Consider the following 20,892-nt stretch of genomic DNA (forward strand, 5'->3'; position numbering starts at 1 on the left):
CGGCCCGGAGGGTAGGTTGGGACGCGGTGCGGTAGCCTCGGGCGCATGAGTGAACGCCCCGACCGCCTGACCGTCGCCTTCCAGGGGAACCCCGGTTCCTACGGGGAGATCGCCGCCCTGAACGCCCTGGGCGAGGGCCGTGACGTGGAGACGCGCGGGTACCCCACCTTCCATGAGGTCGCGCGGGCCGTGGAGGCCGGCGAGGCGGATTTCGGGGTGCTGCCGGTCGAGAACAGCCTGATGGGCGCCATTCACCAGTCCATCGACCTGCTGAGCGAGACGGACCTGCACGTGACGGGCGAGGTGATCGTGCGCGTGTCTCACTGCCTGATGGCGCTGCCCGGCGTGGCGCTGGAGGACATCCGGCGCGTGGCGAGTCAGCAGCCGGCGCTGGATCAGTGCACGGTCCTGATCCGCAAGCACGGGTGGCAGCCGGTCGCGGCGCACGATACGGCCGGGAGCGCCAAGAACCTCGCGCAGAGCGGCGAGCGGGACCTTGCGGCGATTGCCAGTAGCCGCGCGGCGGAACTGTACGGCCTGAACATCCTGCAACGCGAGATCGAGGACGAACCGTTCAATTTCACGCGCTTCATGATCCTGTCGCGCGCGGAGCCCGCGCCCAGCGACGCGCCGCACAAGACGAGTCTGGTGTTCGCGGTGCGGCACACGCCGGGGTTCCTGGTCGAGACGCTGAACGAGTTGCGCGGCCTGAACCTGAGCCGCATCGAGAGCCGCCCGCGCCGGGACCGCGCCTGGAGTTACCTGATGTACGTGGATATCGAGGGGGACGCCCGCGACCCCCGTGTGGCGCAGGCGCTGGCGGGGGTGCTGCGCAAGGCGAGTTACGCCAAGATCATCGGTTCGTACCCGGCCGCGCAGGGTACGGTCGGGTAATGAAGGCCGGGTAGCACGGGCGGCTAGCGCGGCCGGACGGGGCGCGGGCCTGTCCACTCCACCCCCCTTTGAGGGTGGTGGGCCTGCGCTATGCTGCCCGTATCGTGCCCGCCGGGCGCGGTCATCCAGAATCGCCGGAGGGGATTTTCTGCCCTGTGATGGCGAGGCAACCGGCCCTCATTGCGGCAACGGTGCTTTCAGAAGAGACCCGCGTGGGTGCGCTGACGATGGCGCGAGCGGGGACGATGGCCCAGGAGCGGCGCAGCAATCGCGCACAACGACTTTCGAGGCCGCCGCTGGGCGGCTTTTTGCTTTGAGACAGGGGTGGACCATGAGCACGGATATTCGCGCTGAGGCGCGCAAACGCATCTTGATTCTGGACGGGGCGTGGGGCACGCAGCTCCAGCAGGCGGGCCTGACGGAAGCCGATTTCAGATGGGATGACGCCGACCCCCTGCGGATGTACCGGGGGAACTTCGACCTGCTGCAACTGACCAAACCCGACGTGATCCGCGCCGTGCACCGCGCGTACTTCGAGGCGGGCGCGGATATCGCCAGCACGAACACCTTCAACTCCACGACGATCAGTCAGGCGGACTACGGCACGGAAGGCATGGCGTACGAGATGAACGTGCAGGGCGCGCGGCTGGCCCGCGAGGTCGCCGACGAGTTCACGGCCCGCGATGGGAAACCGCGCTGGGTGGCGGGGAGCATCGGGCCGACGAACCGCACGGCGACCCTCTCGCCGGACGTGGAACGCCCGGAGTTCCGTAACGTCACCTACGACGATCTGGTAGCCGCGTACACCGAGGCCGCCGAGGGCCTGATCGAGGGCGGAGCCGACCTGCTGCTGCTCGAAACCGTGTTCGACACCCTGAACGCCAAGGCGGCGCTGTTCGCCTGCGAGGAGGCCTTCGCCCGCACGGGCCGGACGCTGCCGGTCATGCTGTCCGGGACGATCACGGACGCGTCCGGGCGCACGCTGAGCGGGCAAACGCCGGAAGCCTTCGCCATCAGCACCTCGCACGCGAACCTGTTCAGCCTCGGCCTGAACTGCGCGCTGGGCGCGGATCTGCTGCGCCCCCACCTGCGCGAGATCGCCGCGAACACGGACGCGCTGGTGTCCGTGCACCCGAACGCGGGCCTGCCGAACGCCTTCGGCGAGTACGACGAGACGCCCGAGCAGACGGCCGCCGTGCTGGGCGAGTTCGCCCGCTCGGGGCTGGTGAACATCGTGGGTGGCTGCTGCGGCACCACGCCCGAACACATCCGCGCGATTGCCGGGGCGGTGCAGGGCGTGCCGCCGCGCGTGGCCCCCGAGCAACCCGCCGTGCTGCGCCTGAGCGGCCTGGAACCCCTGAACGTCACGCCGGAACTGAACTTCGTGAACGTGGGCGAACGGACGAACGTGACCGGCAGCCCCAAATTTGCGAAGGCGATCCTGGCCGGCGACTACGACGCGGGCCTGAAGATCGCGCGGCAGCAGGTCGAGAACGGCGCGCAGATCGTGGACGTGAACTTCGACGAGGGCATGCTGGACGGCGAGGCGGCCATGGTGAAGTTCCTGAACCTGCTGGCCGGGGAACCCGACATCAGCCGCGTGCCGCTGATGCTCGACAGCAGCAAGTGGGAGATTCTGGAGGCGGGCCTCAAGCGAGTGCAGGGCAAGGCGGTCGTGAACTCGATTTCCCTCAAGGACGGCGAGGAGAAGTTCCTGGAACGCGCCCGCCTGCTGCGGCGCTACGGGGCGGCGGCGGTCGTCATGGCCTTCGACGAGCAGGGGCAGGCCGACAACCTGGAGCGTCGCAAGGAGATCACGGCCCGCGCGTACCGGCTGCTGACCGAGGACGTGAAGTTCCCGCCGCAGGACATCATCTTCGACCCGAACGTGCTGACCGTCGCGACCGGCATCGAGGAGCATGACCGCTATGCCATCGACTTCATCGAGGCGACCCGCTGGATCAAGGCGAACCTGCCGGGCGCGCTGGTGTCGGGCGGGATCAGCAACGTGTCGTTCTCCTTCCGGGGGAACAATCACGTGCGCGAGGCGATGCACGCCGTATTCCTGTACCACGCGATCCGCGCGGGGCTGGACATGGGCATCGTGAACGCCGGGATGCTCGCCGTGTACGAGGACATCGAACCCGAGTTGCGGGACGCCGTGGAGGACGTGATCCTGGCCCGCCGGACGGACGCCACCGAACGCCTGCTGGAGCTCGCCGACCGCTACAAGGGCATCAAGCGCGAGGTCGGGGCAGGCAGTCCGTGGCGTGACCTGCCGGTGCAGGAGCGCCTGAAGCACGCGCTGGTGCAGGGCATCGCGGACTTCGTGGATCAGGACGCCGAGGAGGCCTACCAGGAACTCGGCTCGCCACTGCTGGTCATCGAGGGGCCGCTGATGGACGGCATGAACGTGGTGGGTGACCTGTTCGGGGCCGGGAAGATGTTCCTACCTCAGGTCGTGAAGTCCGCCCGCGTGATGAAACGCGCCGTGGCCTACCTGACGCCCTACATGGAGGCCGAGAAGCAGGAGGCGGGCGGCAAGGGCAGGGTGCTGATGGCGACCGTCAAGGGCGACGTACACGACATCGGCAAGAACATCGTCGGGGTGGTGCTGGCCTGCAACGGCTATCAGGTGACGGACCTGGGCGTGATGGTGCCCACCGATAAGATTCTCGACGAGGCCGTGCGCATCGGCGCGGACGTCATCGGGCTGAGCGGCCTGATCACCCCCAGCCTGGACGAGATGGTCACCGTGGCCCGCGAGATGACACGCCGTGGCATGACCCAGCCCCTGCTGATCGGCGGGGCGACCACCAGCCGCGCCCACACCGCCGTGAAGATCGACCCGGCGTACTCCGGCCCGGTCGTGCACGTGCTGGACGCCAGCCGCGCCGTGACGACCACCGCCGACCTGCTGGCCGACCCGCGCGGCGTGCAGGAACGCATCCGTGAGGAGTACGACGCCCTGCGTGAGCGGCACGGCGAACGCAATATCCGCCTGATTCCCATCGCAGACGCGCGGGAACGCGCCCCGATCCTCTCCCCCACCGTCCCGCTAGCCCCGCGCGAACCGGGCCGGCAGGTCATCGAGCAGCCCATCGCGGAGCTGCTGGAGTTCATCGACTGGACGCCGTTCTTCATCGCGTGGGAGATGAAGGGCATCTACCCGAACATCCTGACCGACCCCCTGCGCGGCGAGGAAGCCCGCAAGCTGTTCGCGGACGCGCAGGCCCTACTGCAACGCGCCATCGACGAAGGGCTGCTGACCGCGCGCGGAGTGATCGGCCTGTGGCCCGCCGAGCGCGACGGGGACGATATTGCCGTGCAGGTCGGCCCGGACGTGCCGGCCGGGGAAACGCTGGATTTCGCCATGCATGAACTCGCCGCCGGCCGCGAGGCGCTGCCCGGCGTGGTGCACCTGCACACCCTGCGCCAGCAGCGCGAGCAGAACACCCCGAACGTGGCCCTCGCGGACTTCATCGCGCCGCACGGCGATCACATCGGGGCGTTCGCGGTCGCCATTCACGGCGCGGACGAACTGGCCCGCGCGTTCGAGGCCGAGCACGACGACTACAACTCGATCCTCGTGAAGGCCGTCGCCGACCGGCTGGCCGAGGCCTTCGCGGAGAAACTGCACCGCGACGTCCGCACCCGGCACTGGGGCTACGCGCCGGACGAGGCCCTGCGCAACGACGACCTGATCCGCGAGCGTTACGACGGCATCCGCCCCGCGCCCGGCTACCCCGCGCAGCCCGACCACACCGAGAAACGCACCCTGTTCCGCCTGCTGGACGCGCAGGAGATCGGCCTGGAACTGACCGAGTCGTGCGCCATGTGGCCCGCCGCCGCCGTGTCCGGCTTCTACTTCGCGCACCCGGACGCGCGGTACTTCGCAGTCGGACGGATCGGCCGCGATCAGGTGCAGGACTACGCCCGGCGCAAGGGCATGCCGCTGGACGAGGTGGAACGCTGGCTGGGACCGATCCTCGCGTATGACGCGGGGGTGGCGGATGGCGAAAGGCAGAAGGCGGAAGGCGAGGCCACTGGGGAGCCTTCTGCCATCGGCCTTCAGCCATCGGCGGCGGCTGGAGGCCGCCCGTGACCCGCGTGTCCGTGGAACTCGTGCCCCGCTCGCGCAGCGGCCTGCGGGCCGAGATCGCGCAGGTGGCGGCCTCGCTGTCCAGCGTGGACACGGTGAACATTCCTGACCTGACGCGCTACTCGCTGCGCTCGTGGCTGGGCTGCGCGTTCGCCCGGCCACACCACGCCGCCGTGCCGCACCTGCGGGCCGTGGATTTCAACCCGCGCGAGCCGCTGCCGTTTCTGGACACGCTGGAGCAGCACGGCCTGAGCGAGGTGCTGGTCGTGACCGGCGACGCACCCGCCGACATGAGCGCGAAGGTGTACGACCAGGACGCCGTCGACCTGATCCGCCGACTGCGCCGCGAGGCCCCACACCTCACCGTGTACGCGGGCCTCGACCCGTACCGGCAGTCGTTCGCGCGAGAACGCGATTACCTGGAACGCAAGCTGGATGCGGGCGCGACCGGGTTCTTCACGCAGCCGTTCTTCGACCTACGCGTCATGGACGCCTACAGCGACCTGATCCCGGACGGCGCGCAGATATGGTGGGGCGCGACCAGCATCCTGACTGAATCCAGCCTGAACTACTGGCGGGCGCGCAACCACGCCGTGTTCCCCCGCTCGTTCACGCCCACCCTGGAGTGCAACCGCGCGTTCGCTGCCGACCTGCTCGCCTTCGCCCGCGAGCGCGGCCAGCACGCGTACTTCATGCCGGTCAAGGTAGACGTGCAGGCGTACCTGGAAGGGATTCTCTGAGCGACGGGCTCGGACCTTTGAACTATGAGTAACCCCAGCTCCCGGCTGAAGCCAGAAAAGTAGATCAGCGGCCTGAACCGTCCCGCACAGCCACTTACCGCCGACTGCCGCCGGCCGTCGTGCGCGAAGCGCGCGGGCCTTCCACCGGGCGCGGCAGGATGGCGTCGAGGCCGGACACGTTACCGGCCACAGCAACCCCGCCGCAGAAGTAGAACCTCTTGCTGAGCGCAGCGACTGCTCCCCCTGCCCCCCTGGGGTAGGGGGCTGGGGGGTGGGGCGAATGAATCGGGCCTCCCAGGAACATCTGGAAGACCCGAATCGCGCTGAAGCCTCAGCTGTTGTCGATGACCACCGTGAAGGTCCGGCTGACCTTGCCGTTGGCGGGCACATCCACGCGGAGGTTCGCAGTTCCCTGGTTCTTCACGGGGGCACTGGTGTCGATAATGATGACGCGCCCGCCGATGCGTTCGGTGACTTCGGCGCGCACGGCGCGGTCCTTGCTGCTCTCGAAGGCGTAGGTGACCTTGTAGGTGGTCTTGGTGACGTTGCCCTTGGCGTCCTTGACCTGCGCAGTCTGGGCGGCGCTGCGGGTGTATTCGATGTCGGGGTCTTCGCCCAGGGAGAAGTCGATGGTGCCACCCTTGCGGGTGTCGGGGAGGGTGGTCTGGCCGACGAGGCGGCCGTCCTCGCGGACGGTGAGGGGGCCGGCGGGGAGGCGCTGGTCGGCTTCCAGGCGGTAGGAGCGGTTGAGGGTGCCGGTGCGGGTGTCGGTGCCGAAGTAGGTGTCGAGTCCGGCGTAACGTTCGAATCGGCTGAGTTTGGGCGTCAGGAACGGCAGGGTGATGACGGAGTTGGCGGGCAGCGTGAAGGGCGTGGTGAGGTCGTAGCGGGTCAGGCCGCGCAGTTCGCCCTGGCTCTGGATCTTGGGGGCGGGGGCGGCGGCAGTGGGGACGGCGCGCATGACCATGTCGGCGGCGAAGCCGGCTTCGGCCTGCGGGTTGGCCTGCACGGTCACGTCTCCGGCGTACAGTTCGGTGTTCTGCACGTCGTACGCGAGTTCGGTGCTGTTGCGCAGGTCGGCCAGGGCGGTCAGGTTCGCTCCGGCGGTGCTGGCGTTCAGGGTATAGCGGGGGCTCCAGGTGACGGCGCGGGTCAGGTACGTCAGGGTGCCGGCTCCGGCGCGGGGCAGGGTGTAGGTCAGGGTCTGGCTGGGGCTCTGGGGGTTCAGGGGGGGCGCGGCGCTGAAGGACAGGTCCTCGAAGCGCACGTTGAAGAACCGGCCCTCGGCGTCCTTGACGAGCAGGTCGCGGGCGCGCACCAGGGTCACGGGTTCGGTGGTCTCACCCCGGCGCAGGTACACGGTCTGGCCCTCGAGGCCGCTCAGCCAGTTGCTCTGGAGGGTCTGGGCGGCGCTGCTGAACGGCAGGCCTTCCAGGTCGAGGCTGCCGGGCAACACGCTTTCCCAGGCGGACTGGGGCAGGGTGACGTTCAGGCTGGTGCCGGTGGCCGTGACGGGCTGGCGGACCTCGGTGAAGCTGGGGTAGATGCGCAGGTCGGTAGCTCCGGCGCTGCCGAGGGCGAGGGCGGCGGCGAGGGCGGGCAGGACGGCCGGGAACACTTTGGTCATGCCTGCATGGTGACCCGGCCCTCATTATGAGATGTGAGAGGTCCGGTCAGAATAGGAACAGAAAAACCCGCCTTCCCAGTCGGGTCGGCGGGCTGTCCAAACTGCGCGGACGGTTACGGCGTGCAGCGCTTACAGGATGTCGTCGCGGATGCAGGCCTTGAAGTGACCGGGGCTGACTTCACGCAGTTCCGGAACGATGTTCGCGCAGTCGGCAATCGCGTAGCGGCAGCGGGTGCGGAACACGCAGCCGCTGGGCGGGTTGATCGGGCTGGGAATGTCGCCTTCCAGGATGATGCGCTGGCGTTTGATGGTCGGGTCCGGCACGGGCGCCGCCGACAGAAGCGCCTCGGTGTAGGGGTGCTTGGGGCTGGTGTTCAGCTGGCGGCTGGGCGCGATCTCCATGACGCGGCCCAGGTACATCACGATGATCCGGTCGCAGATGTACTCGACGACCGCGAGGTCGTGCGCGATGAACAGCACGGTCAGGCCCAGTTCTTCCTGCAGGTCCTGAAGCAGGTTCACGACCTGCGCCTGGATGGAGACGTCGAGCGCCGAGACGGGCTCGTCGGCCACGATGAACGCCGGGTCCACGGCGAGCGCGCGCGCGATCCCGATGCGCTGGCGCTGGCCGCCGCTGAACTCGTGCGGGTAGCGGCGCATGTGCTCGGGGCGCAGGCCGACCTTCTGGAGCAGTTCGGCGATGCGGTCGATTCGGCCCTTGCCGGGGTGCAGGTTATGGATCTGCATGGCCTCGCCGATGATGTCAGACACCGTCATGCGGGGGTTCAGGCTGGCGAAGGGATCCTGGAAGATGATCTGCATCTCGCGGCGGTAATCACGCATCTGCCCCTTGGACAGCTTGGTGATGTCAGTGCCGTTGAACAGCACCTGACCGCCGGTCGGTTCGATCAGACGCAGGATGGCGCGCCCGGCGGTGGTCTTGCCGGAACCCGACTCGCCCACCAGACCGACGACCTCGCCGCGTCCGATGCGGAACGAGATGTCGTTGACGGCCTTGACGTTCCCGACCACGCGTGACAGCAGGCCGCCGCGAATGGGGAAGTACTTCTCGAGGTTGTTGACTTCCAGCAGCGTGTCGCCCGTGGCGGGCATGGCGCGGCGGTTCTGGGCAGTGGCGGTCATGCGGTCACCTCGGACTGCACCTGTTCGAATTCGCGCCAGCGGATGCAGCGGGCCATGTGACCGTGGCCAGTGTCTTCAAGGGCCGGAACGGCCTTGGAGCAGTCGGGCACGGCAAACTTGCAGCGCGGCTCGAAGGCGCAGCCGCTGGGCAGGTTCAGGGGGTTGGGCACGTTGCCGGGAATGGCTTCCAGGCGGCCCTTGGGCTGGCCGGGTTCGTGCGCCTCGCCGGGGCGGGGAATGGAGTTCAGCAGGCCCATGGTGTATGGGTGGCGGGGCGCTTTGAAGATCTCGACGACGTCGCCTTCCTCGACCACGCGGCCGCCGTACATCACGACGACGCGGTCGGCCATCTCGGCCACCACGCCCAGGTTGTGCGTGATGAACAGGATGCTCATGCCCACGTCCTGCTGCAACTTGCGCATCAGGTCCAGAATCTGCGCCTGGATGGTCACGTCGAGCGCGGTGGTGGGCTCGTCGGCGATCAGCAGGGCCGGCTTGCAGGACAGGGCCATGGCGATCATGACGCGCTGACGCATCCCGCCGGACATCTGGTGCGGGTACTCGTTCACGCGTTTCTCGGGGGCGGGGATGCCCACGAAGCGCAGCATGTCGGTCGCGACGCCCATGGCTTCTTTCTTGTTCTTGCCCTGGTGCAGCATGACGGCCTCGGCGATCTGGTCACCGACGGTGTAGACCGGGTTGAGACTGGTCATGGGTTCCTGGAAGATCATGCTGATGTCGTTGCCGCGAATCTTGCGCATCTCGGCTTCGCTCAGGTTCACGATGTCCTTCTGCACGCCGTCCTTGCCGGTGAACAGAATCTCGCCTTCCGCGATGCGGCCGGGCGGCGTGGGAATCAGGCGCATGACGGACAGGCTGGTCACGCTCTTGCCGGAGCCGGATTCGCCCACGACAGCGAGCGTCTCGCCTTTCTTGATGTGGAAGGTCACGCCGTCCACGCTCTTGACGACACCGTCGTCGGTATTGAAGTACGTCTTGAGACCGTTCACGGCCAGCAGGACTTCACCCTGATGGGTCATGGTTCCTCCGATTTAAACACGTAGCGCATCATACAACCGTTCCGTCGCGCCGGGTCGGGGCTGATGGGTGGGTGCGGCCAGGGAATCTGGCCACACGGGGCGGCGCGCCTGCGGGGGGTCAGGAACGTTTTCTGGGGTCGAAGGCGTCGCGCAGTCCGTCGCCAAGCAGCTGGAAGCACATGACGGTGAACACGATGAAGAAACCGGGGATCAGCACCCAGGGGCGGGTGTTCAGGCTGCTCAGGCCGCCGTCCTGCGCCTGCTTGAGCAGGCTGCCCCACGAGGCGTAGGGTTCCACCGCGCCGATCCCCAGGAAGCTCAGGCCGGACTCGGTGAGGATGGTGGCGGGAATGGCGAGCGAGGTGGTCACGATGACATAGGTGGTCATGGTGGGCAGCATGTGCCGGATCATGATGCGGTTGTCGCTGGCGCCCAGGCTCTTAGCGGCCGACACGAAGTCCTGTTCACGCACGCTGAGCAGCTGACCACGCGTGACGCGGGCCAGGCCGCCCCAGTTGATGAACGCCAGGATGCCCAGAATCACGTACAGCGCCAGGATGGGGTTGATTTCCTTGGGGAACACCGAGCGCAGCAGGATCAGCAGGAACAGCGTGGGAATGGAGGCCAGCACCTCGACGAGGCGCATGATGACCGTGTCCACGAACCCGCCGAAGTACGCGGCCATGGCGCCCATGAACAGGCCGATCAGGGTGCTGATCAGCACGGCGGCCACGCCGATGGTCAGGCTGATCTGCGAGGCGTACAGGGTGCGGCTGAGCAGGTCGCGGCCCAGGTCCTCGCCGCCCATCAGGTACACCTTGCAGTCGGGTTGCCCGGTGCCGAACAGGTGCAGGTTACCGGGAATCAGACCCAGGATCCGGTAGCTGTCGCCGCGCACGCCGAAGTAGATGGGGCACTTCTCGGCGCTGGGCTTGAACTCGTTCACGAAGGTATCCATGTTCAGTTGCTGGGTGTACTTGAACACGAAGGGCCGGCCGAACGCGCCGGTTTCCGGGTCGCGCAGGCCGATGGGCGTGGGCGGGTGGAAGCGGGTGATGTTACTGGTCGAGTAGTTCGACAGGCCGTCCGGAGCCAGGAACGGCGCGAAGATCGCCATCAGGTACAGCAGGATGATCATGGTCCCGCCGACCTGCGCGAGGCGGTTCTTGCGGAACTGCCCCCACGCGACGGACAGCTGGGACTGCGAGCGGACCGGAGCCTTGACGGGGGTGGAGGTGGGAACGGTGGTCACGCGGGTCACCCGACCTTGATGCGCGGGTCGACGACCGCGAGGAGAATGTCGCTCAGGGCGTTGCCGATGACCAGCAGGATGGTGCCCAGCACCGTGAAGCCGGCGATCAGGTACAGGTCCTGGGTGTTGATGGCGTCGAGGATCATGGGCGTGATGCCGGGGTACGCGAACACGACCTCGGTCAGGCCGGCGCCGCTGATGGCGGCCGGCAACAGGCCGCCGATGCCGGCCACGATGGGCAGGATGGCGTTGCGGAAGGTGTGCTTCCAGATGGCCGTGCGTTCACTGACGCCCTTGGCGCGCGCGGTGCGGATGTAGTCCGAGCGCATGACTTCCAGCATCAGGCCGCGGATGACGCGGGTCAGGCCAGCGGCGTCACTGATCGCCAGGACCAGCGCGGGAATCAGCAGGTGCTTGAGCACGTCCCAGACCTTTTCCAGCGGGGCCATGGCGTCGAAGCCGTTACTGGTCATACCGTTGATGGGAATGTCCCAGCCGGTCGCGTTGCGGATCTGCAGGATGAAGTAGATGACGATCAGGGCCAGGAAGAAGCTGGGGAAGCCCAGCAGGAAGTACAGGACCACGTTCACGGCCTTGTCGCCCAGCGAGTTCTGACGCACGGCGCCGTACACACCCAGCGGAATGGCGATGGCGTAGAAAAAGATCAGGTTCAGCAGCACCAGCCACAGCGAGTTCAGGACGCGGGGAAGGGCAACGTCCAGCACGGGCTGCTGATACTGGAAGGACAGCCCGAAGTTCAGGTTGAAGATCATGTTCTTCATCCACAGTAGGTACTGTTCGATGGGGTGCCGGTCCAGCCCGAAGTTGCTTTCCAGCGCGGCGATCTGCTCGGGGCTGATGTTCGGGTTGAGCTTGGCGGGGGTCAGGAAGTCACCGGGAGCGAGCTGAATCACGAAGAAGATCAGCAGGCTGGCCAGGAACAGGGTGGGAATGGACTGCACTACGCGGCGCAGCAGGAATGGGATCATGCGGGTACTCCGTGGGCGTCATGGGTGTGGGGGGCAGTCCGCGCGGGCGGACCACCCCCCGTGGGAGCAGAGAATCGGCTCTGGGGCTTACTTGATGAAGGTCAGCTGGTAGTAGCGGTGACCGTAGTAGGCGTCCATCATGTTCGCCGCGAACTCGCCGCCCAGGCGCTCGTTGTACGCCACGTGGTAGTTGCCGCCCACAAGGTAGATGACGGGCTGCAGTTCGCCCTCGACCTTCATGAGCTGCCCGCCGATGGCGCGGCGCTTGGCGTCGTTCAGTTCGGCGTCACCCTGGTAGTACAGCTTGGTCATCAGCTGTTCCTGGCTGGTGGCGCACTTGCCGTCGGTGGGGTTGTTGTAGGAGTGCAGGTTGGTACCGCAGGGCACGACGTTCTGGCCGAAGCTCCAGATGTTGTCGCCGCCGCTCAGGCCCAGCAGGATGGCATCGAAGGGACGGTTCTCGCCCTTCGAGGTCAGCTGGCTGACCAGGGTGTTGAAGTCGATGGGGGTGAAGTTGACCTTCACGCCGACCTTCTTGGCCTCGTCGGCGAAGATGCGGCCGAGCTGCTCGCGGACGGTGTTGCCGGCGTTGGTGCTCAGGTTGAATTCCAGGACCTTGCCGGCCTTGTCGACCAGGAAGCCCTGGGCGTTCTTCTTGGTGTACCCGAGCTGGCCGAGCAGTTTAGTGGCCTCGGCGAGGTTGTACTTGTAGGTGGGCGCGCCGGCGGACAGTCCCGCGTCGATCTGCTGCTTGAAGATCGGGTAGGTGCTGAAGTACGTCTCGCTGCCCAGGCCGCCCAGGGCAAGCTGAACCATCGCCTGACGGTTGGCGATGTGGCTCATGGCGCGGCGGAAGCGCACGTCACGGAACAGCTTCTGCTTGGCGGGGTCGCTCGCCTTGTTCCAGTTGAAGGTGATCCACTGGCTGGTCGCCTGGGGGCTCACGTTGGCCTTCAGGAAGGCCTTCAGGCTGCCGGCGTCGATGGCCTTCTTGGTCTGGGCCAGGTCGTCGGCGTTGCGCATGGGGACCGTATCGATCTGGCCGGCCAGGAAGGCAGCGAGCGAAGCGTTAGCGTCGGCGACGATGCGCACGGACATGTTGTTCAGGTAGGGCAGTTCCTGGCCACGGCTATCCTTGTTCCAGTCGCCCCAGTTGTTGTTCTTCTTGAACACGGCGCGCTCGCCGGCGCGGTAGCTCTCGAGCACCCAGGTGCCGGGGCCGACGATCTGGCTGGGAGGCGTGGCGAGGGTCCACATCTTCTTGATGGCCTCGGCGCCGCCTTCGCGGTAGGCCTTGCCGAACACGTGGTCGGGCCAGGGCGTGTAGGACATCAGGACGAGGGCCTTGGAGCTCGGCTGGGGGAAGTCGAACTGCAGGGTGTAGTTGTCGAGCTTCTTGATCGTGATGGGTTTACCGACCAAGAAGAAGTTGTCGCGGGTGTTGCTGCCGACCTTGTCGTCGGTGTGGATCTTCCAGGTGGTGATCCAGTCGTCGGCGGTGATGGCCTGACCGTCGCTGAACTTCATGCCCTGGCGGATCTTGACCACGAAGCGCTTGTTGTTGTTGCTGACCACGGGCGCGCTGGCAGCCATGTAAGGGATCAGCTCGTCGCTGCGGGGATCCTGGGTGAACAGGCCGCTGCCGGACTCCATGCGGTCGGGGATGCTGTCGGCTTCCGCGCTGGTGAAGGGGTTGAAGGTCTTGAAGTCGCTGATGGCGGACAGGCGCAGTTCGCCGCCACGCTTGTTGGCGGTGTTCTGCTCGCCGGTCCAGGCGGCGGGCCAGACGAAGGCGGTCTGTGCGGCGGCGCTACCGACCGTCAGGGCAAGGGCAAGGGTCAGAACTTTCTTCATGGGGTCCTCCGGGTGGTTCTGGAAAACGGCAACGATCCGGCGGGGCCGTGGTCGTCGCGTTGGGTTGAATGGGTTTCCAGCCCGGTCAATATATGGACTGGCTTAGTTCAGGTCAAGAAAAGAACAAACTATTGGCCGCGTTTCTCATCCAGTCGACCTGAAATCGTTAATTGATCTTACGGTCGCCTAAAAATACGGAATTATTCTTTCCGTTTGAAATTCGCTCTTTGCCCTACTCCCGACCAACCTGACATGAGGCTGATCAGGGTATGCCCCGGTACCCGGACGTGGTCTGAAGTTCAGACGTATAAAGATGCAGTCTCGCACAGAGGGTCGGAATCCTCTCATACGAATTCCGTCTGTTTCGTTGACAACCCGGAAGAACGCCGGATTGCCAACTCCACGCCCGGAACCCGTTTCTCTCCTGCTCGCTCCGCTCGGGTTGAAAGTTTTTGCAAACCTTTCAACCGGAATCCTCTCATGGTGTTCCGACCACACCCGGACTGGCATACAGACCCCTGCGCCGCCCTGCCAGAATCATCAGCCAGCGGGCAGGCATCAAAAAAGCCGAGATACCCGGACGGGCATCCCGGCGAGCGCAGCGGGTTTTCAGCGCGAAACGAAGCCGATCAGCAGTGCCAGCAGCATGAAAAAGCCGCCCAGGACACTGGTGATCCGTACCAGACCACCCTCGACGCCCCGGCCGCCCAGCAGCGAGCCGCCGGACGCCATGCTGGCCGACAGACCGGCCTGCTTGGGTACCTGCAACAGCACGAAGAACACCAGAGCCACGCACACCAGCGCGAACAGAACAAGGAACAGGTTCAGAATCATGATTGACCTCCTGAAAGATCCGGACAGCGCAGCGCCGACACGGGCAGGCAGGCTGAGTGAGAGAGGAATTCGGTGGAACAACGGTGAGGAAGGGCGGGTGGGAACGATCCGGGTGCAGCGGGCAGGAACCGGGTGGGCCCTCCCCTGTGCCCGCAGTGTAGCAAAGGGCCCGCGCCGCCAGAAAGGCCCACCCGGAAGGCAGGCGCAGACGCTGGTACGCGGGAACCGTGCCGTCAGTGGTGACCGTGCCGTCAGCGGCGGCGGCTGCGTCCGGCGCGGGCGCGGCCCGGCTTGCCGGTCAGGCTGCGGCCCATCCGGCTCAGGCCCGACTGATCCAGTTTGCGGTACCCGCGCCGCAGCCCGTGATCCGGGCGCACCCCGTCGGCGATCAGGTGCAACCACTGACTCAGGTAGTACCCAAGCGCAAACGGGGCGAGCACGGCCACGTCCAGCGACCCGGACAGCGCCGGGAGTTTCAGGGTGGGAACCACGTAACTCAGGAGGCCCACCACCAGCGCCACCATGACCGCCAGGTACGCCAGGCGGGTCAGGGGCCCCAGAATCCAGGTGTGAGACAGACCCCGGTGACTGAACATCATGCCGTACGGCACCCACAGCACCCCCAGGATGCCCCAGTGCCGTTTGCTGTCCACGCGGCCCTCGGCGAGGTCCAGGTCCGGTGAGAGCAGGAACGTTCCGGCCGCGTACGCCAGCGTGAAATTCAGGGCCTGCACGGAGGTGACGCTCACGAGCTCCTGACGGGACGCCACCAGCGTGGCCGCCGCCAGGACGCTGTAAGCCGCGATATTGATGAGGTTATGAACACGTCCGCTGGGCACGCGCGCCATTGTGCCACCCGCCGGGCGCGGCGCCCGTGCCAAAGTTCACCCTGGAGGGCCGTTCGCCCGGCCCCAGCGGCTCACCCGCCGGGGTTCATGCAACGTCAGGTGCCGTCCGTCATGCTGTACGGCACATGTCCCGCCACCCTGCCTCTGTCCTGCTGAGTCTGCTGACCCTGGCCCTCCTCAGCGGCTGCGACCTCACCCCCGCGACCGACCCGCCAGCCCCAGCTCCCGGGCCGGTCACCCCGGCGCCCACCAGCCCGGCACCCACCACCCTGGCTGACCGGACGGTACCGCTGGCGCAGGCCGCCAGTGCCACCCTGGACGTTCCCTTCAGCGGCACGTGGTCGGCCGTGAGCGTGCCCGCGTGGCTGCGCCTGAGCCAGCAGGCGGGCAGCGGGAACGTGGCCTTCACGGTCACGGCCGACCGGTCGCTGGCCACTCCGCTGGCCGCGGATCAGCAGACGCTGAGCGCGCCCATGACGCTGTCCTGGAGTTCCGGGACAGGCAGCGCCGCCCGCAGCGGCACCGTCACCTGGACCGTCACCGCCACGCAGTACAGCCTGACCGGCCGGGTGACGGCCCCTGCCCAGGCGCAGGGGAACGATATCGGCACGGCGGCCCCGCCCACCCGGACCGACACGGCATCGCTGGCGGCGGCCGGGGCGAGCGGCGTGATCGTACGCTACCGGGCCGCCGCAGGCACCCTGAGTGCGCAGACGCAGGTCCAGCAGGTGCAGACGCAGTTGCAGGCCGTGACCCGGCAGGCCACCCGCAGCCTGACCAGCGCCGGCATCACCGGGCAGGCCATCCGCCCGCTGAGCAGCCGCAGCGTGGCCGTGCAGGTCAACGACGTGCCCGCCGCCCTGGCTGCCCTGCGCGCTGACCCCAGCGTGGAATCCGTCACGCCGGACGTGATCCTGCGCGCCCAGGCGACCGCCGCGCCGGTCACGCCCACCGACCAGTACGCGCCCCTGCAATGGGCCTACCCCCTCACCGGGTACGGCGCGGTCTGGCGCGACATGGAAGGCGGCGCGTACAGCCGCGCCGTGACCGTCGCCGTGATAGACACCGGCATCCGCTTCGATCACCCGGACCTGAAAGGGCAACTGTGGCGGCCCGGCGAGGGCGCCATGGACCTGATTACCGAGACCAGCAACGGCGACGGCGACGGCCCCGACACCGACCCCACCGACCCCGCCGTGACCGGCCGCAGCACCGGCAGCCACGGCACGCACGTGACCGGCATCATCGCCGCCCGCTGGGGCCTCAACGACGCCAGTTGCGCCATGTGCAGCCTGACCGGCGTGGTCGGCGCGACCCGCAACGCCAACGTGAAGGTCCTGCCCATACGTGTGATCGACGCGACCGGCAACGCCACCGAATCCGACGTGGCCGTCGCCATCCGGTACGCCGCCGGCCTGCCCGTCAGCGTGAACGGCGTCATGACCCGCACCCCGCACGCGGCGCAGGTCATCAACCTCAGCCTCGGCGGGGCCACCAGCGCCGCCAACGCCCAGGAAATGTGCAGCGCCGTGCAGGAAGCCACGGCCGCCGGAAGTCTCGTGGTGGCCGCCGCCGGAAACGGGTACGGCACCCTCCCCTACTACCCCGCCGCCTGCCCCGGCGCGGTCGCCGTGGCGAGCGTCACGCTCTCCGGCGGCAGCGCCCCCATCCGCTCGGCGTTCAGTAACGCCTACCCGCAGGTGCAGCTCGCCGCGCCCGGCGGGGCCGACCCGTACACCCAGGGCACCTTCAACGGCGGCACCCTGAACGGACAGGCCTTCCCCGACATGATCCTCTCGACCAGCTGGGACTATCAGAAGAACGAACCCAACTACGAACTGGAAGTCGGCACCAGCCAGGCCAGCCCGCAGGTCGCCGCGCTGGCCGCACTGCTGCTCTCCAAAGGCGTCACCACCGACGCCGCGGGCACTCTGGCCCGCCTGAACGCCACCGCCACCGACCTCGGCGCCGCCGGCCGCGACGACCAGTTCGGGTACGGCCTGATCAACGCTGCCGCCGCCCTGAACGCCCCGGCCGTCAGCAGCGGCCACGGCCTGAGCCTGCAGGACGCGCGCGGCCAGACCTTCCAGCCTGCACTGGACGCCCTGGGCCGCTTCCAGGCGTGGCTGGGTGACGGCACCTACCGCGCCGTTGCCGGCGAGGACCTCAACGGCAACGGCATTTACGGCGAGAGCGGCGAACGCCGCGACGAACGCACCTTCACGCTCTCGGCCACGCAGCCCAGCGTGGACCTGGGGGACCTGCAGGCCCGCTGATGGTTGATGGTTGATGGGCGGCCCCACCTGCGCGGGGCCGCCCATCCTGCGTTAGCGCCGTGAGGTCAGCCGGTCACGTCGATGACGGTGCGGCCCCTGATCTGGCCGGCCAAAATCTGCCCGGCTAGCGCAGGCACGTCGCTCAGGGGGCGCGTGTGCGTGACGGCAGCCAGCGCGTCAGGTTTCAGGTCGCGGGCCAGGCGTGCCCAGGCGGCCTCGCGGCGGGGGGCGGGGCAGGTGACGCTGTCGATGCCCAGCAGGTTCACGCCGCGCAGGATCAGCGGGAACACGCTGGCGTTCAGTTCGCTGCCGCCCGCCAGTCCGCAGACGGCCAGCGAACCGTGCGCGCGGGTTGAGGCGTACGCGCCGGCCAGGGTCGCGCCGCCCACGCTGTCGACCACGCCCGCCCAGCGTTCCTTCTCCAGCGGGCGTTTCAGGGCCGGGAGTTCGTCGCGGCCGATGACGCGGCTGGCGCCCAGACCCAGCAGGTACGCTTCCTCCTGCGGACGGCCGGTGCTGGCGACCACGGTGTGACCGGCGGCGGCCAGCAGGGCCACGGCGGTGCTGCCCACGCCGCCCGCCGCGCCGGTCACGAGGACCTCGCCGTCGCCGGGGGTCACGCCGTGCTCCTCGAGGGCCATGACGGCCAGCATGGCGGTGAAGCCGGCTGTGCCGACGCTCATGGCCCAGTGGGCGTCCGTTCCGGCGGGCTGCGCGACCAGCCAGTCGGCGTTCGCGCGGGCCAGGGTGGCGTACCCGCCGTCCTGCCGCTCGCCGATGCCCCAGCCGGTCAGGATCACGCTCTGCCCCGCCTGCCAGCGGCCCGTGCGGTCCTCCAGGACCGTGCCCGCCAGGTCGATGCCGGGCGTCATGGGGTAAGAGCGCAGCACGCCGGGCTGCCCGGAGACCGCCAGTCCGTCTTTGTAGTTCAGGCTGGAGTGCGTGACCTGCACGGTCACGTCGCCGTCCGGCAGGTCGGTGGTGGGGAGGGTCTGAAGGCTGGCCTGGATGCCGGCCTCGGTCTTCTCGACGCGCAGGGCGCGGTAGGTGACTGGCAGGGTGCTGGTCGGGACGTGCTGGGTCATGGGGAAACCTCCGGAAGGGGGCGGGGAGTAAGGCGGGCGGGGCGCGCAAGCCGGGCCGCTGAAACTGCGTGTGTGGTCCGCTCCAGCGTAGCGCGCCGGGCCTGGGTGCGCCGCGCGTTACCGTCCGGCGGACACTGCCGGGGGAGCGGCGCGGGCGTGCCGGGCGGGGAGGGTGTGTTACACTCCGCACTGCTATGGAGCCTCCCAGTTCTGGCTCTTCCCACGCGCCCGGTGAATTCCGCCTGAGGGCGGCTTTTTGCTATGGGCTTACCACTACTACCGGACACCGACGCACCACCCCCAGCGGGCGTGGGCGGGCAGCTTGTGCCTCGCGGATGACCGGGACGCGAAACTTGGAGCGCGTCCATTCATGAATGACCTTCTCGGTATTCTCGCCCTGTTCGTCCTCGTGCTGATGAACGGCTTTTTCGTCGCGGCCGAGTTCGCGCTGGTCAGCGTGCGCCGCACCCGCATCGATCAGCTGGCCGACGAGGGCAACGCCCGCGCGAAAGCCACGCAGCGTGCCCTTCAGAACCTCGACCTGTACATTGCCGCGACGCAGCTGGGCATCACCATGGCCAGCCTCGCCATCGGGTTCGTGGCCGAACCGGCCATCGAGCACCTGCTGCACCCGCTGTTCGGCGAGGGACGGTTCACGGAAGCGCAGATCACGGCCATCTCATTCGGCGTGGCGTTCGCGATCAGCACCATCCTGCACATCGTGTTCGGGGAACTCGCCCCGAAAAGCTGGGCCTTGCAGCGCAGCGAGCAGGTCAGTCTGGTCATCATCCGGCCCCTGCTGATCTTCACGGCCGTGTTCCGCTACGCCATCAAGGGCCTGAACGCCCTGGGGAACGGCGTGGTGCGCCTGTTCGGGCTGCGCGGCGTGGCCGGGCATCACACGGCGTACTCGGAAGAGGAAATCCGCATGATCGTCAGCGCCTCCAGTCAGGAAGGTGTGCTGGAAGACAGCGAGAAGGAACTCGTGTACAACGTGTTCGACCTGTCCGACACCACCACCCGCGAGGTCATGACGCCCCGCATGGACATGATCGTGGTCGACGGGGCCTCGCCGCTGCGCCGCCTGCTGGAAGTGAACACCGAGCACGGGTACTCGCGCGTGCCGGTCTACCAGGACAACGCGGACAACATCGTGGGCATCGCGCACACCGGCGACATGCTCCGGCACCTCGACGAACTGGACCACACCGTCATCGCGGACATCATGCGCCCCGTGTACTTCGTGCCCGAAGGCATGAAGATCAAGGACCTGCTCGCCAAGATGCGCGACAAGAAAAGCCACATGAGCATCGTCGTGGACGAGTTCGGCGGCACGACCGGCCTCGTCACGCTGGAAGACGCCCTCGAAGAGATCGTCGGTGAAATCTACGACGAGACCGACGACGACGAACTGCCCATGATCGAGGTGATCAGCGAGGGCGTGTACCTGATGGACGCCAGCCTGACCGTCGGCGAGGTCGAGGAGCACCTGGGCAGCAACCTCGAAGACGGCGAGGGAGAATTCGACACCCTCAGTGGCTTCATGACCAACCACTTCGGAGACATTCCCGCGACCGGCCAGAGCTTCGTGCATGAAGGCTGGGCCTTTACCGTCGAGGACGCCGATCAGCGCCGCGTCACCCGCGTCCGCGTGGAACGCGCCCCCCACCACGACCCCCTGGACCCCGAGGAAGAACCCCATGAGTAACCCCCACCAGATGCCCAGCCCTAGCAACGCCCTGAACCTCACCCCCGACCCGCAACTGCTGGAGGGCGCCAGGGCCGCGTTCAAGCAGGCGTACGCGCCTTACAGCCGCTTTCATGTGGGCGCGGCCCTGCGCACCACCGACGGGCAGGTGTACTTCGGCGCGAACGTCGAGAATGCCAGCTACGGCCTGGGCCGCTGCGCCGAACAGAGCGCCGTGCAGGCCATGGCGACCGCCGGGCGGCGCGATTTCGCCGACATCGTCGTGTACTCGGAAGCCACGCCGCCCGCCAGTCCCTGCGGCGCGTGCCGTCAGGTGCTGTTCGAATTCGCGCCGGACGCCCGCGTGGTGTGCGTGAACCAGCACGGCGACATCATCAGTGGCTACGTCAAGGACTTCCTACCGCACGGTTTCCGACTGGAGCAACGCGACGACGGGCACGCCGTCGGCACCGAGTAACCCGCTGCACCCGGCAGGGGCCTCGCCGCACCACGCGGGCGAG

15 protein-coding genes are annotated in these 20,892 nt (G+C 67.6%); 6 read left to right on the forward strand and 9 right to left on the reverse strand.

The features are described from left to right. Window positions 1–45 precede the first annotated feature (45 nt). From M8445_RS13865 to M8445_RS13875, 3 genes are all read left to right on the forward strand, one after another. On the forward strand, window positions 46–894 hold the full coding sequence (locus M8445_RS13865; RefSeq protein WP_273988466.1) for a prephenate dehydratase: 849 nt from the start codon (window positions 46–48) through the stop codon (window positions 892–894). Window positions 895–1,225: 331 nt separating this feature from the next. Then, window positions 1,226–4,999, forward strand: a complete 3,774-nt coding sequence (gene metH, locus M8445_RS13870) for a methionine synthase (RefSeq protein WP_273988467.1) — start codon at window positions 1,226–1,228, stop codon at window positions 4,997–4,999. Then, on the forward strand, window positions 4,996–5,736 hold the full coding sequence (locus tag M8445_RS13875) for a methylenetetrahydrofolate reductase (RefSeq protein WP_273988468.1): 741 nt from the start codon (window positions 4,996–4,998) through the stop codon (window positions 5,734–5,736). Before metH ends, M8445_RS13875 begins: the two co-directional genes overlap by 4 nt. Window positions 5,737–6,067: 331 nt before the next feature. Here the strand turns inward: M8445_RS13875 and M8445_RS13880 are convergent, their stop codons facing one another. From M8445_RS13880 to M8445_RS13915, 8 genes are all read right to left on the reverse strand, one after another. Further along, the gene (locus M8445_RS13880) at window positions 6,068–7,363 is read right to left on the reverse strand and encodes a DUF4139 domain-containing protein (RefSeq protein ID WP_273988470.1); all 1,296 of its coding nucleotides are present in this window, start codon (window positions 7,361–7,363) and stop codon (window positions 6,068–6,070) included. 129 nt (window positions 7,364–7,492) lie between these two features. Further along, window positions 7,493–8,506 (reverse strand): ABC transporter ATP-binding protein, encoded by a 1,014-nt coding sequence (locus M8445_RS13885; protein WP_273988471.1) that lies wholly within the window; start codon window positions 8,504–8,506, stop codon window positions 7,493–7,495. Beyond that, window positions 8,503–9,546: an ABC transporter ATP-binding protein gene (locus M8445_RS13890; RefSeq protein WP_273988472.1), complete on the reverse strand. Its 1,044-nt coding sequence runs from the start codon at window positions 9,544–9,546 to the stop codon at window positions 8,503–8,505. The genes M8445_RS13885 and M8445_RS13890 overlap by 4 nt, the downstream gene beginning before the upstream one ends. Window positions 9,547–9,664: 118 nt before the next feature. Next, window positions 9,665–10,798, reverse strand: coding sequence for an ABC transporter permease (locus M8445_RS13895; RefSeq protein ID WP_273988473.1), 1,134 nt, complete (start codon window positions 10,796–10,798; stop codon window positions 9,665–9,667). 5 nt (window positions 10,799–10,803) lie between these two features. After that, window positions 10,804–11,787, reverse strand: a complete 984-nt coding sequence (locus tag M8445_RS13900) for an ABC transporter permease (protein WP_273988475.1) — start codon at window positions 11,785–11,787, stop codon at window positions 10,804–10,806. A gap of 87 nt (window positions 11,788–11,874) precedes the next feature. Further along, window positions 11,875–13,641, reverse strand: coding sequence for an ABC transporter substrate-binding protein (locus M8445_RS13905; RefSeq protein ID WP_273988476.1), 1,767 nt, complete (start codon window positions 13,639–13,641; stop codon window positions 11,875–11,877). 609 nt (window positions 13,642–14,250) lie between these two features. Next, entirely contained in the window at window positions 14,251–14,475 is a 225-nt protein-coding gene (secG, locus tag M8445_RS13910; RefSeq protein ID WP_189063041.1) for a preprotein translocase subunit SecG, read from the reverse strand. Between the two features lie 251 nt (window positions 14,476–14,726). Beyond that, a complete protein-coding gene (locus tag M8445_RS13915; RefSeq protein WP_273988478.1) occupies window positions 14,727–15,314 on the reverse strand; it encodes a metal-binding protein in 588 nt (195 codons plus the stop codon). A gap of 134 nt (window positions 15,315–15,448) precedes the next feature. On the opposite strand from M8445_RS13915, the gene M8445_RS13920 reads away from it, so the two are divergent. Further along, complete coding sequence (locus M8445_RS13920) at window positions 15,449–17,599, forward strand: S8 family serine peptidase (protein WP_273988479.1); 2,151 nt, start codon at window positions 15,449–15,451, stop codon at window positions 17,597–17,599. 65 nt (window positions 17,600–17,664) lie between these two features. Here the strand turns inward: M8445_RS13920 and M8445_RS13925 are convergent, their stop codons facing one another. Further along, window positions 17,665–18,684 (reverse strand): MDR family oxidoreductase, encoded by a 1,020-nt coding sequence (locus tag M8445_RS13925; protein WP_273988480.1) that lies wholly within the window; start codon window positions 18,682–18,684, stop codon window positions 17,665–17,667. Between the two features lie 370 nt (window positions 18,685–19,054). Here M8445_RS13925 and M8445_RS13930 point away from each other — a divergent pair, with 370 nt between their 5' ends. Together M8445_RS13930 and cdd are read left to right on the forward strand one after the other, a co-directional pair. After that, complete coding sequence (locus M8445_RS13930) at window positions 19,055–20,392, forward strand: hemolysin family protein (RefSeq protein WP_273988481.1); 1,338 nt, start codon at window positions 19,055–19,057, stop codon at window positions 20,390–20,392. Continuing rightward, window positions 20,385–20,849 (forward strand): cytidine deaminase, encoded by a 465-nt coding sequence (gene cdd, locus M8445_RS13935; RefSeq protein WP_273988483.1) that lies wholly within the window; start codon window positions 20,385–20,387, stop codon window positions 20,847–20,849. The genes M8445_RS13930 and cdd overlap by 8 nt, the downstream gene beginning before the upstream one ends. Window positions 20,850–20,892: the final 43 nt, after the last annotated feature.

This window comes from Deinococcus aquaticus (assembly GCF_028622095.1).
In the GTDB taxonomy this organism is placed as follows: domain Bacteria; phylum Deinococcota; class Deinococci; order Deinococcales; family Deinococcaceae; genus Deinococcus; species Deinococcus aquaticus.